We start from the raw sequence: 11652 nt of genomic DNA, 5'->3' as shown, positions 1-11652 counted from the left end.
CGCGAGGAGGATGTGGGAGGCAGTGTGCACATCGAGAGCGACGGCGGCGGTGCCGGTTCCGCGTTTCCCTCGACGGCGAAGATGACGGGCAGCATCGCGGCGTTCGGCGCGGCCGCTGCGGCGGGCAAGGTCTCGATCGACCCCGAGAGCGCCGAGAGCATGGCCGCCAAAATCGACGCGATCGCGGCACGCGCCGAGGAGCGTCTTGGCAGATTCGAGATTTTGGAGCAGGGCGTTCGTCTCGGTTCCAGTCCAGTAGCTTTGACTATGGCCGAGCAGGACCTGGTGACGGCAGTGGGCACGCCCACCTCGGCTAAGGAGAACCTCGTGCTCTACATCAAAGCACTCGAGGATCTCGCCGCGGCCATCAGGGCTTCCGCCCGTAACACCCGAGGTCGGGATGCTGAGAACGCCACCCGGCTTACCAATATCGGAGACGACCTCGTATGACCGGTTGGACACGCCGTCAGAATTCAGCTGCGGGTGTTATGGGAGTTGTTGCCATGCTCGTGGTTGTGGCGGGCTGCACCTCGGAAATCCCTGGGAAAGCTCTTTCTGCCTCCGAATCGGCGCCGAATAGTCCTCATCCGGCGGACGCATCCCCTGTCGAGGCCGGGGCGAACTTCGACGATGAGTTGGCGGCCATCTTGCCCTGTGGTATTCTTGCTGACGATCAGATAATCGACTTGGGGTTTGACCCCTCGACTGCCCAGTTCGATGATGTCGGCATTCTCAACCTTTGTCAGTACAGGCCGGCTCCTTCGGAGCGTCCTTTGATGTCTATCAACATCGGCGTGGACCAGTCATTGGATGAGCTGAATCTGACCAACTTCAACGCGATTGATCACCAGGTCGGCCCACTGCGAGCACTGTTGATCACGGACGACCGTGATCCGAACAAGTGCCAGATTTCGATGGAACTCGGGGAAAACGCCCACGCCACGGTTCGCGTGATGTTCACCGACTCACGGGAAGCGGCGTGTGAGGCAGTAGAGCGGCTGGCTGCTGCCGTGGAGCCCGAACTGCCCCGCGAGACGCCGTGATTCCCCGTCGGGCTGGTGGAGTCGTGGGCGGCACTGAGGGTAAGGACACGCAAGGCAACGGGGTGTTCGAACCGGGCTACCCCTGTGCTGTGGGGGCATGACTGTTGTTGGATGTCGGCCGAGGGCGGCAGTGCTTCCTGAGGACCCTTGCTCGAGCGGCACGCGGTTCGGCGTCTCCGCTCCTTTCGGGTGCGTGCTCCTTGTGGTGCTGGAGAGCCACGTCATCACCGCGACGGTGATGCCGGCTGGTGGGGGGCGGTCTCTCGGTCCGGGTGGCCGGGAGGATTGCGCTTGATCTGGGTGCGCTGTTCGCCCGTCCCTGCTCCGTTCGGCGGAGGTGAACCGATTTTCTCCGGTTCGTGGTGCCGCCGTTGGTAGCGTTGGCCGGTGCGGCGTACCGGCTGAGGTCGGTCCGCGAGGAGGATGTGGGAGGCAGCGTGCACATCGAGAGCGACGGCGGCGGTGCTGGTTCCGCGGTCCCCTCGACGGCGAAGATGACGGGCAGCATCGCGGCGTTCGGCGCGGCCGCTGCGGCGGGCAAGGTCTCGATCGACCCGGAGAGCGCCGAGAGCATGGCCGCCAAAATCGACGCGATCGCCGTTCGTGCGAACAAGCGACTCAGGCACTTCGACGTTTTGGAGCAGGGCGTTCGTCTTGGTTCCAGCCCGGCGGCGTTGACGATGGCCGAGCAGGACCTGGTGACGGCGATGGGCACGCCTACTTCGGCCAGGGAGAACCTCGTGCTCTACATTAAGGCGCTCGAGGACCTTGCCGCGGCCATCAGGGCTTCCGCCCGTAACACCCAGAATCGGGATGCTGAGAACGCTACCCTGCTGACCAACACCGGAGACGACCTTCCATGATCGGTTGGACACCCCGTCATCGTTGTGCTGTGGCTACTGCTGGTGTTGCCCTGCTCGCCGTTGTGACGGGCTGCACCTCGGAAACCCCTGGGCAAGCGCTCTCCGTCCCCACGCCGGTTCCAGGTAGTTCTGATACAGCGGGCACATCCTCGGTCGAGGATGGGTCTTCTTTCGATGAGTTGGCCAGAGTGCTGCCTTGTGAGGTGCTCGACCCTGTTCAAGTTACGGACCTGGGGTACGACCCCTCGACTGCTGACTTCGAAGACGCTGGCCTCATTTTCATGTGCCATTACATGGCGGCGCCGTTGGAGTACCCGCTGTTGTCTATCAACATCGGCGCGAACCAGGCTTTGGATGATCTGAATCTGACCAACTTCAACTTCGTAGATTACCAGGTTGGTCCGTTGCGTGCACTGTTGATTACTGACGACCGTGAGCCGAACAAGTGTCAGATTTCGATGGAACTCGGGGAATCAGCCCACGCTACTGTAATAGTCAGCCTCACGGAGTCGCGGGAGGAGGCGTGTGAGTCCGCTGAGCGGGTCGCTGAAGTCCTTGAACCAGAACTGCCCCGTGAGGCGCGGTGAGCCTACCCTCCGGAGGGAGTGGGGTGGCACTGATCGCGAGGGTGCGAGAGGCAGCGGTGTGGTTGGCTGAGCTGCCTCAGCCACGGTCGAGGGCAGACGCTGTTTGGTGCCTTCTGCTGGATCTGCGGGAGATGTGGAAGCGGGTTGGTGGGGGCGGTGGGAGGGGGAACCGGTCCGTCGGCGCACCCGTGTCGGACGGGTGCCAGGTCGTGCCTTCCGATGGGCCTGGCCTGTTCGTCATGGTCGTTCGATGCTTCCGGTTCGGACACGGGTGTCGGTAGGTGCGTGAGAACGGACCAGCTGTCACCAGAGATCGCGTCGCTCTCGAGGGTGGTGGCGGGTGGGTCGGGGGCCGTGGTGGCGGACTTCGTTCGGGTTCGCGCTCTGCTGTTCGGCGTTGCTGCTCCGTTCGGCACAGGTGCGCCGATTCCCGCTGGTTCGTGGCGTCGCCGTTGGTAGCGTTGGCCGGTGCGGCGTACCGGCTGAGGTCGGTCCGTGGCGGAGGATGTGGGAGGCAGTGTGCACATCGAGAGCGACGGCGGCGGTGTCGGTTCCGCGTTTCCCTCGACGGCGAAGATGACGGGCAGTGTCGCGGCGTTCGGCGCGGCGGCCGCGGCGGGCAAGGTCTGATCGACCCCGAGAGCGCCGAGAGCATGGCCGCCAAGATCGACGCCATCGCCGTCCGAGCCCGCAAGCGGCTCAGGTACTTCGAGTTTCTGGAGCAGGACGTTCGGCTTGGTTCCAGTCCGGTGGCGTTGACGATGGCCAAGCAGGACCGGGTGACAGCGATGGGCACGCCTACTTCGGCCAGGGAGAACCTCGTGCTCTACATCAAGGCGCTCGAGGACCTTGCCGCAGCGATCAGGGCTTCCGCCCGTAACACCCAGAATCGGGATGCTGAGAACGCTACCCTGCTGACCAACACCGGAGACGACCTTCCATGATCGGTTGGACACCCCGTCATCGCTGTGCTGTGGCTACTGCTGGTGTTGCCCTGCTCGCCGTTGTGACGGGCTGCACCTCGGAAACCCCTGGGCAAGCTCTCTCCGTCCCCACGCCGGTTCCAGGTAGTTCTGATACGGCGGGTAGGGCTGTTGAAGATGGGCCGTCGTCTGAGGAGGAGTTGGCGAGCGTGCTGCCTTGCGAGGTCCTCGACGCCGAGCAAGTTGCTGACCTGGGGTTCGACCCTTCTACTGCTGACTTCGAAGACGTCGGCGTTATTTATGCGTGTAGTTATACGGTGGCGCCGTTGGAGACCCCGCTGTTGTCTATCAACATTCGCGTTGATCGAGCTTTGGACGAGCTCAACCTGACCGACTACAACCTGACCGAATACCAGGTTGGTCCGCTACGCGCGCTGTTGATCACTGACGACCGTGAGCCGAACAAGTGCCAGATCTCGATGGAACTCGGGGAATCAGCCCACGCGACGGTCGTGGTCAGCTTCACGGAGTCTCGGGAGGAGGCGTGTGAGTCCGCTGAGCGGGTGGCCGGAGTCCTCGAACCAGAACTGCCGCGTGAGGCGCGGTAGTCCCGCCGATCGTCGGCTTGTCCGAGACTGGTGGGGGTGGCGCCGTCCGCGGCGCGAGGGGTAACGGTGCCACTGCCCGGGTTGTTCCGGTGGTTGCGGCGCGGCCGCTGGTCGATGTCCCGTACGGGGTGCGCGACGCGCGTGCGCAGGAGTGGAGCGGGGCGGGCGGAGGTGACCTCGCGGGCGGTGGTTGGCGAGCCTCACCGCCCTGGGAGGCTGGTCCACTTCGGTGACGAGGCCGGGGGCTCACGGTAGGGGTGGGACGCGGGTGCGAACCGAAGCCTGCCTTCCGCACTGGCGCAGGAGGTGAGCGGGGGCATCGGCGAGGTGTGACAGGCACCCGAGACCGCTGTGTTCGGCTGCTGGTTCCCGCTCGGCGAGGGCCGACGGGCGGGTGATCCCCTGAACAGCGACCGGAGCCAGCTCGCGCCTCGTGTTCCTCGCGCCCTCGGGTGGAGGAGCCGTTCCGACTGGCCTTTGCGGGACCCGTCCCAGCATCAGGCGGACGGGCCCCGTCCCGGGGTCAGCGTGGGCGGGTCTCCGTGGTCTCCTCCTCCACCTCGATCCGCTCGGCGCGCACGCGTTCGGTGATGGTCTCCTCCTCCAGGTAGACCTCACTGGCCAACCGCACGCGCTCGACGGGCACGATCTCGCGGGAGATGACCGGCCGCTCCTCGTAGAGCACGATCTCCTGTTCCTCCTCCCCGAGGTCCAGGTGCTCTCCGTAGGCCGCTCGCTCGGTCTCCGACACGGCCTCGGTCCGCAGGCGGGCGCGTTCCCGTTTGAGCGACACGTTGACCTGCACGGTCTCGTTGACCACGTACTTGCGCAGCCGGGCGCGTCCGACCCGTACCCGTTCGGTCCGCACCAGGAGCCGCTCCTCGAAGCGGGTCATGGTGCTTTCCTCGTCGGTGGTCAACGGTGCCTGTTCCCTACCGGTCGCCTCCTCGACCGGCACGGGTGCCGTGACGGCCCCCGGGTCGACGGGCGTGCCGGGGGCGTCGGTAGTGACCGGCGGTGGCGGGGCGACGGTCGGGGTGGGTGCGGTCCGTTCGGTGCTGCGCTCCGGCCACGTCTCGGCCCGGTTCGTGGCCAGCGGCATGTCAGCGGCCTGCGCCATGGCGTCGGCGGCGGGCGGCGGTGGTGGGGTGGTCGCTCCGGCCGCGGACGCCTCGGCTGGCCGCTGGCTCGGCGTCTGGAGCGGTTCGCCGGCGGTGGCCTCCCCAGGGGGCGGCGGCCCGACGGGGGGTGTTGCGGCGACCTCGCCGCTCTCGGAGCGTTGCTGGGGCGGGGTGGGCGCGTGGACGGGTCCTGGCGGCTCGGTGGCCGTGTCCTGCGACGTCGCGGTCCGTTCCTCGGCGCCGGACAGCTGCTCGCCGCTCTCCCGCTGTCGCGGCAGGCCGTAGTAGTCGTACAGCCTGCGCTCCTCCTCGAAGGGCAGCTCGCCGCGCTCCGGGGAGACATGGGGCGCGTCCTTGACCTGGTTCTTGCTGTAGCGCACCTCGATGCCGCCGTTCTCGGTCATGTGCATCCCGGCCATCGGCACGAAGATCTCGTGCATGCCGAAGAGGCCGGTGTGCACCGTCAGCCAGGAAGGTTCGCCGGATGGGCCGTCCAACCAGACCTGCGCGACCTTGCCGATCTTCTGACCGTCCGCCCCGTAGACGGTCCGGCCGGGAAGCTCCCTGATGTCCTGCACGTCACTGGTCATGTTTGCCACCTCCAGACGACTACTCTGATTGGAGTACCCGCGGGGTGGTTCTGCCAGGCGAAATACCCGAAGGTGTGAGCAGTCGTCGGTGGTTCCGGGGGACCTCGTCCTCCTGCCGTGACAGGGGTTCTCCGGGGCCGGGGACGCCGGGCCTCCTCCCGACACCCACCCGGTGGTGGGGACGCGGCCGGGGACTCGGACGCCGAGCCCACCCGGGCCGCGCGCCCGGGAGCGGTGAGGCCGGCCCGTGATCGCTGTTCCGCGCGCGTGTCGCGGGCGCGTGCCGCCGGCCCCGGATGCCGTGCGACGGCTTCCCACCCACGCCCGCGATCACTCTCGGTGACCATGTTGGCGGCCGCGCCGCCGGTCGGCTGAGTGCCTTCCCAACCTCGCCCCGCAGGGCCACTATCGATCACAGCGCCCAGGTGACCGACGGGCGGGGTGAGGGGGAGGAAAGCCATGTGGTCGAGCCGGCAGGATGTCCTTCGACTGTTCCGCATCGCCCTGCGCCGCCCGCCCTGGCACCTCGCCCTCGCCCTGCTGATCTCGGCCTGGACCCTGGCCTGGATCGTGGGTCACTACCTCGTCGGCGACGGCTGGAGTCCGCTGCGGGTGCCGGAGGCTGCCCTGGCCGGTCTGGGCGCCGATCTGGGTGGGGTGTCCTCGGCGGTGCGCGGGTGGCTGGCGGAGGACTCCAGGGCGCCGCTGCTGCGAACCCTGGGCTGGTTGGCGGGGGTGGCCTGGGCCGCGACGACCCGGCGGGCGCAGTTCTCCGCCTTGCTCGGGTGGGTCGCGGTGATGGTGTCCGCCGAGGGACTGGGCTACCACGCGGCGGTGCACCGAGCGGTGCTCGGGATGCTGCTGTTCATGACCGTGCTCTACCTGGCGGCGCTCCCCTTCCGGCGTGCCGTGGTCGACCGCACCGCCCGGTTGCTCCCCCCGGACGTCCTGTCGGCGGGGTCGCTCGCCGCCGCACTGGCCGCTGTCGTTCCCCTGTTGCTCCCCGCCGCCGTCCTGCGCCGGGTGCTCCGCCCCTACCTGACGTTGCCACCTCGCCTGCGGTCGGCCGACCTGCCTCCCGTGGTCCCCACGCCACGTCCGCCGGCGGAGGAGCCCATCCCCGTCGATCCGTCACCGCCGGTGACGGCGAACGAGGGGTTCGTCCGGCCCCGGGACCCGGGGTCCGGCGAGATCGTGGCGGTTTTCCCGGACGGGGCCGCCGAGGGCGCTCCCCACTCCCCGGACAGGTGAGTCGAGTTCCTGGTGCCCGCGTCACGGGCAGGGGGCGGTTCCTCCGCGAACTCCCACACCTCCGTGCGGTCGGGGCCGCACCCCGTGCCCTTGTCAGGTCGTGCCGGCCGGCCGGGGGAGCGGCGCGTCGGGGCCAGGAGCTACGGGAGGTATCGACCGCCGTGCTCCCGGGTAGCCGAGGACCATGACACACCGGGATGACGACGGTTCGAGGAAGCGCCGGACGCGGGAGGAGTACGAGCGCGGGTTGTACGACTACCACGACCCGACCGGGGGGTTCGGCGGGGCGGCTCCCGCTCGCAGCGCGTTGACCCTCAGGTTGTGGCTGGCCGGGTTCGGCGTGCTGTTCTGCGGGGTCGTGGGAGTGCTGCTCCTCCTCAACGGGTTCGTGGCGTTCGGGGTCGTCCTCGTCGTTCTCGCGGTCGTCGCGGTCGTCGACTTCGGCTGGGTCCTGCACCGGAAGCGGCGTGGCGAGCCGGGCTGAGGGACCGCGCCGGCCGTTCGGGGCCGGCGAGCGACGACGAGGCCCAGCGCGCGACGCCGGGCTGTCGAGGGGAGAGGTGCTGGGCATGGCAGCGGGCAGGGACGAGTTCGACGTGGTGGTCGTCGGCGGTGGGGCGGTCGGGGAGAACGCCGCCGCTCGGGCGTCGGCCGGTGGTCTTCGCACCGCCATCGTGGAGGCGGAGCTCCTGGGCGGGGAGTGCTCCTACTGGGCGTGCATGCCCAGCAAGGCGTTGCTCCGCCCCGGACAGGCGTTGGCGGCGGCGCGTCGGGTCCCCGGAGCGCGTGAGGCCGCGGGGGACGGGCTGAACGTCGCCGAGGTCCTGGCCAACCGGGATTCCTTCACCTCGCACTGGGACGACGGGGGGCAGGTCGAGTGGGCGGAGGGCGTCGGGCTCACCGTCCTGCGCGGACGGGCCCGGCTGGTGGGTGAGCGAGAACTGGAGGTCGTCACCGGTGGGGAGCGACGTGAGGTGTCGGCGCGCCACGCGGTGATCCTGTGCACCGGCAGCCAGCCGGTCACGCCGCCCGTCCCCGGGCTGGCCGATGTCCCCACCTGGACCACCCGCGACGCGACGAGCGCCCGTACCGTTCCCGACCGCCTCGCGGTGCTGGGAGGCGGTGTGGCCGGTACGGAACTGGCGCAGGCCTTCGCCTCGCTGGGCTCGCAGGTGGTGATGGTGGTCAAGGGCGAGCGGGTGCTGAACCGTTTCGAGCCCTTCGCCGGTGAGCTGGTGGCGGAGGGTCTGCGGGCGTCGGGGGTGGAACTGCTGCTGGGGACGGAGCTCGACCGGGTCAGCGGTAGCGGGGGAGGGATCCTCCTGCACCTCTCGGACGGCCGCGAGGTCGCGGCCGACCAGTTGCTCGTGGCGACGGGACGACGGCCGGCCACCTCGGACCTCGGCCTGGACTCGGTGGGGCTCACCGAGGGCGGCGCGCTGACCGTCGACGACAGCGGGCTCGTGCACGGGGTGCCGGGCCGCTGGTTGTACGCGGCCGGTGACGTGACGGGGCGAGCTCCGCTGACCCACCAGGGGAAGTACGACGCCCGGGTGGTGGGGGACGTGGTGGCCGCCCGCGCCTCCGGGGTGGGCGAGGCCGACCAGCCGGAGCCGTGGACGCGGTACCGGGCGTCGGCCGACCACGTCGCGGTACCGCAGGTGGTCTTCACCGACCCCGAGGTGGCGAGCGTGGGCCGCACCGAGGAGGAGGCGCGGAGAGCGGGCCTGCCGGTTCGGGTGGTGGAACTGGACATCGCCGTCGGTGGTTCGGCACTGCACGCGGCGAACTACCGGGGCACCGCGAAGATCGTGGTCGACGAGGAGCGGCGGGTGCTGGTCGGGGTCACCTTCGCGGGCTACGACGTGGCGGAGCTGCTGCACGCCGCCACGGTGGCCGTGGTGGGCGAGATCCCGCTGGACCGGCTGTGGCACGCGGTTCCCGCCTACCCCACGATCAGCGAGGTGTGGCTGCGGTTGTTGGAGAGCTACGGTCTCTGACCCGGGCAGCCGAACCCGGGTCCGCCTCTCGTGGACGCCGCGCGACCCGGCGAGCGGCATGCCGGGCCAGCGGGCGGCACGGCACGGAGATCAGGGTTCCGAGGACGAAGGGGGGCGGGCTCAGCGGAGGTTCACCCGCAACGCGTTCCTGGCGGCGGCCTGGAGGGTGGCGTCCTGCGGATCCGCCCCGCCCTCGGACCACACGGCCTGCGCGATCCTGACCTCGGCCCCCTCCCGCGAGGTGACGAAGGCCGCGCCGTGGAAGTCGTCGGGCCCGGTCGGCCACTCGTGCCCGTCGCGCAGCAGGTCGTCCACCCCGCCTCGGCCGGGGGACTCGACGAGGTCCTGGAACGCACCGGCGGTGTCCTCGTCGGCGAAGGTGGCCACGGCGAGGGAGACCCCGACGGCTCGACCGTTCACCGAGAGGTCGAGGAGACCTCGGGAGAGCGTCGAGCAGTCGTGTTCCCGCAACCAGGTCCGCACGTCCCCGAAGGCGTTGTCGGCGCACCCGGTGCCCGAGTCGGCGGCGACCTCGCGGTACTCGGCGGTGTTCTCGCCGGCCGAACTCTCGGGCTGGTCGGCGTTCACGTCCTGGTCCGAGCCGGACAGGGCGAGGACCACTCCGCCAGCAGCGAGGACCCCGACCCCGACGACGGCGGCGGCCCAGCCCTGCCAGGTCAGCCTGGTGCGGCCGGTGGTGGGGCGGTGCGGGCCGCTGCTCGGCGGGGGTTCTCGCGTGGTGCCAGTCGGCCCCACCCCCGACCGGCCGGTCGACGTCGTTCCCGTCGTGGTCGCGTCGGACCCGAAACCCTCGCGTGCCAGGTCCTCCTCCGTGAGGCCGGCCAGGTCGGTCATGCCGGCGGCCAGACCCGACCCGGGTGGGAAGAGCAGGTCGAGGACGCGTCTGGCGTCGGCTGGCTGGCACGGCGCGGGGTGGTCGGCCAGCTCCCGGGCCGCTCCGAGAACCGTGGCGGGGCTGGGGTGGAACACCCGGACGCCCGCGTCGCGGTCGCCGGGGGCCTGCTCCACCCGCTCGACGAACGGTCCAACCGCGATCAGGGTCCGGACGGGCGGCACGGTGCCGGGTAGCCGGTTCAGGCGGGACTGGATCTCGGCGGTGAGCGTCCGCGCGGCGGCCGCCGGATGTGGTCCTCCTGCCTGGGTGGGCAGGGGAGTGCCGTCCAGGTTCCACGGGGCGTCCAGGGGGGCTCGCAGTGCCCGCACCGGTTCGGGCAGGTCGACACCGACGACCACCAGGACCGCCCTGGGCAGCACCAGCACGGCGTCGACCTGGCCGGCCGAACCGGCCGGGCGTCCGCCGAGGACTCCGACGCCGCCGAGCAGGGCGCGCCCCGTTCCACACGCGACGAGCGCCGCTCGCAGGTCGTTGCCGACGGCGCTGACGGGTTCGCCCAGTCTGACCAGCCTCACGCGGCCACCTCCTCGGACGTCGTTTTCCCGCCCCGACCTCGCGCGGGCCGTCTCACGGTAGCGCTGACATGAGGACGGTTCATGTTACTGCCCGGTATACCGATCTCTGTGCTCGTGATCACTGGTTCGACAGTGAACCACCGGGGTACACGGGCCAGCAGAGGGTGAAGCGACCGGGGGACGGTTCGGGGTTGCCGCGCCGCCCCTCGATCGCGTTCGTGTGGCGGGCACTGCGCCGTCCGGTGCAGAATGACCGAGCGGTTAGGCCATCGGTGTGGTCCAACGCCCGCTCGAAGAGGTCGTAGGGGAAGACGTCCCTCGTCGAGCAGCGGAGGTCAGCAGTGAGCACCAGTGGCAGCACCAGTGGCGTCATCTACGTCCACTCGTCGCCGTCCGCGGTCTGCCCGCACGTCGAGTGGGCGCTGTCGGGCGCGCTCGGTGGGCGGGTGGAACTGCGGTGGACGGCGCAGCCGGCCGTCGCGGGTCAGCTGCGCGCCGAGCACGAGTGGACCGGGACAGCCGGCACGGCCGGTCGCCTGGTCACCGCGCTGCGCGCGTGGCCGATGCTCCGGTTCGAGGTCACCGAGGACCCCAGTCGGCACGTGGACGGCGAACGGTTCTGCTACGTCCCCGGCCTCGGCCTGTGGCGCGCCCGGACCAGCGCCAACGGCGACATCATGGTCACCGAGGACCAGCTGAGGTCCATGACGGCGCTCAGCGATTCCCCGGAGCGCTTCAACCACCGGGTGGGCGAGGTGCTGGGCACCGCATGGGACGACGCCCTGGAGCCGTTCCGCCGGGCCGCCGACGGCGCCGGCGTGCGCTGGCTGCACCGGGTCGGCTGAGCCCCACTCCCCGCGCGGGGAGCGAGCGGGCTCCCGTGACCGATCAGTCCCCCGTGACCGACCAAGTCTCCCGTCCCCGAGCGTGCTCCCGTCCCGTCGGTCCGCACGGGCGGCGCGAGCCCGGCGGCCCTCACCGGGCAACCGGCCCGAGCCGCGACCGGTCCCCGTCCTGGCACCGCCGGCCCCGCCACCTCGTCCTGCCCCGCACGGTGGTGGCGCGGGAAAGGACCCAGGCGCCCGTTCCCGTGCCGCCCCGGCGGCCGGCGGCCCCGCCATCGCCGACCGTCCCGTCCGACGCTGCCCGCGTTCCCCGGCGCGGACCTCACCTCCCTACTCCGGTCGCGCCGACGCGAGCGCGCCAGAACCCGATGTGGACGCCCCCCGGCCGGG

Annotated in this window: 14 protein-coding genes; 11 read left to right on the top strand and 3 right to left on the bottom strand. The window is 70.2% G+C overall.

Annotated features, from left to right (window positions below):
* Positions 1 to 24 precede the first annotated feature (24 nt).
* From G443_RS11390 to G443_RS11365, 7 genes are all read left to right on the top strand, one after another.
* Positions 25 to 450: a hypothetical protein gene (locus G443_RS11390; protein ID WP_081715228.1), complete on the top strand. Its 426-nt coding sequence runs from the start codon at positions 25 to 27 to the stop codon at positions 448 to 450.
* A gap of 53 nt (positions 451 to 503) precedes the next feature.
* Positions 504 to 1043, top strand: a complete 540-nt coding sequence (locus tag G443_RS11385) for a DUF3558 domain-containing protein (protein WP_081715175.1) — start codon at positions 504 to 506, stop codon at positions 1041 to 1043.
* Between the two features lie 437 nt (positions 1044 to 1480).
* Positions 1481 to 1906 (top strand): hypothetical protein, encoded by a 426-nt coding sequence (locus G443_RS11380; RefSeq protein WP_081715227.1) that lies wholly within the window; start codon positions 1481 to 1483, stop codon positions 1904 to 1906.
* 29 nt (positions 1907 to 1935) lie between these two features.
* Positions 1936 to 2493 carry a DUF3558 domain-containing protein gene (locus G443_RS11375; protein ID WP_245588660.1) on the top strand — a complete coding sequence of 186 codons (558 nt, stop codon included), beginning with the start codon at positions 1936 to 1938 and terminating at the stop codon, positions 2491 to 2493.
* Between the two features lie 495 nt (positions 2494 to 2988).
* Positions 2989 to 3123 carry a hypothetical protein gene (locus tag G443_RS25000; protein WP_272500032.1) on the top strand — a complete coding sequence of 45 codons (135 nt, stop codon included), beginning with the start codon at positions 2989 to 2991 and terminating at the stop codon, positions 3121 to 3123.
* 23 nt (positions 3124 to 3146) lie between these two features.
* Positions 3147 to 3437: a hypothetical protein gene (locus G443_RS11370; RefSeq protein ID WP_026417089.1), complete on the top strand. Its 291-nt coding sequence runs from the start codon at positions 3147 to 3149 to the stop codon at positions 3435 to 3437.
* Positions 3434 to 4024, top strand: a complete 591-nt coding sequence (locus G443_RS11365; protein ID WP_245588659.1) for a DUF3558 domain-containing protein — start codon at positions 3434 to 3436, stop codon at positions 4022 to 4024. The genes G443_RS11370 and G443_RS11365 overlap by 4 nt, the downstream gene beginning before the upstream one ends.
* 523 nt (positions 4025 to 4547) lie before the next feature.
* On the opposite strand, the gene G443_RS11360 is transcribed toward G443_RS11365, so the two are convergent.
* Positions 4548 to 5735 (bottom strand): DUF2382 domain-containing protein, encoded by a 1188-nt coding sequence (locus G443_RS11360; RefSeq protein WP_026417087.1) that lies wholly within the window; start codon positions 5733 to 5735, stop codon positions 4548 to 4550.
* A 459-nt stretch (positions 5736 to 6194) separates the two neighbouring features.
* On the opposite strand from G443_RS11360, the gene G443_RS11355 reads away from it, so the two are divergent.
* The 3 genes from G443_RS11355 to G443_RS11345 all read left to right on the top strand — a co-directional run bounded on the left by G443_RS11355 (position 6195) and on the right by G443_RS11345 (position 8986).
* Entirely contained in the window at positions 6195 to 6986 is a 792-nt protein-coding gene (locus G443_RS11355; RefSeq protein ID WP_051313244.1) for a hypothetical protein, read from the top strand.
* Between the two features lie 184 nt (positions 6987 to 7170).
* Positions 7171 to 7470 carry a DUF6343 family protein gene (locus tag G443_RS11350; protein WP_026417086.1) on the top strand — a complete coding sequence of 100 codons (300 nt, stop codon included), beginning with the start codon at positions 7171 to 7173 and terminating at the stop codon, positions 7468 to 7470.
* A gap of 85 nt (positions 7471 to 7555) precedes the next feature.
* Complete coding sequence (locus G443_RS11345) at positions 7556 to 8986, top strand: dihydrolipoyl dehydrogenase family protein (protein ID WP_026417085.1); 1431 nt, start codon at positions 7556 to 7558, stop codon at positions 8984 to 8986.
* A 120-nt stretch (positions 8987 to 9106) separates the two neighbouring features.
* Here the strand turns inward: G443_RS11345 and G443_RS11340 are convergent, their stop codons facing one another.
* Together G443_RS11340 and G443_RS11335 are read right to left on the bottom strand one after the other, a co-directional pair.
* A complete protein-coding gene (locus G443_RS11340; RefSeq protein WP_026417084.1) occupies positions 9107 to 10417 on the bottom strand; it encodes a hypothetical protein in 1311 nt (436 codons plus the stop codon).
* A gap of 118 nt (positions 10418 to 10535) precedes the next feature.
* Positions 10536 to 10766 (bottom strand): hypothetical protein, encoded by a 231-nt coding sequence (locus G443_RS11335; protein WP_155886004.1) that lies wholly within the window; start codon positions 10764 to 10766, stop codon positions 10536 to 10538.
* On the opposite strand from G443_RS11335, the gene G443_RS11330 reads away from it, so the two are divergent.
* Positions 10759 to 11262: a DUF3145 domain-containing protein gene (locus tag G443_RS11330; RefSeq protein WP_026417083.1), complete on the top strand. Its 504-nt coding sequence runs from the start codon at positions 10759 to 10761 to the stop codon at positions 11260 to 11262. The two genes, G443_RS11335 and G443_RS11330, sit on opposite strands and share 8 nt — an antisense overlap.
* Positions 11263 to 11652 lie beyond the last annotated feature (390 nt).

Origin of the sequence: Actinoalloteichus caeruleus DSM 43889 (assembly GCF_000429185.2) — a bacterium.
Lineage (GTDB): Bacteria > Actinomycetota > Actinomycetes > Mycobacteriales > Pseudonocardiaceae > Actinoalloteichus_B > Actinoalloteichus_B caeruleus.
The sequence above is the reverse complement of the archived record's forward strand: the minus strand, read 5'-3'. Positions and strand labels throughout refer to the sequence as shown.

Excerpts from the sequence above, each read along its gene's own strand:
- G443_RS11370 (WP_026417089.1), top strand. The coding sequence starts at position 3,147 with ATGGCCGCCAAGATCGACGCCATCGCCGTCCGAGCCCGCAAGCGGCTC.
- G443_RS11350 (WP_026417086.1), top strand. The coding sequence starts at position 7,171 with ATGACACACCGGGATGACGACGGTTCGAGGAAGCGCCGGACGCGGGAG.
- G443_RS11385 (WP_081715175.1), top strand. The coding sequence starts at position 504 with ATGCTCGTGGTTGTGGCGGGCTGCACCTCGGAAATCCCTGGGAAAGCT.
- G443_RS11365 (WP_245588659.1), top strand. The coding sequence starts at position 3,434 with ATGATCGGTTGGACACCCCGTCATCGCTGTGCTGTGGCTACTGCTGGT.
- G443_RS11360 (WP_026417087.1), bottom strand. The coding sequence starts at position 5,735 with ATGACCAGTGACGTGCAGGACATCAGGGAGCTTCCCGGCCGGACCGTC.
- G443_RS11345 (WP_026417085.1), top strand. The coding sequence starts at position 7,556 with ATGGCAGCGGGCAGGGACGAGTTCGACGTGGTGGTCGTCGGCGGTGGG.
- G443_RS11355 (WP_051313244.1), top strand. The coding sequence starts at position 6,195 with ATGTGGTCGAGCCGGCAGGATGTCCTTCGACTGTTCCGCATCGCCCTG.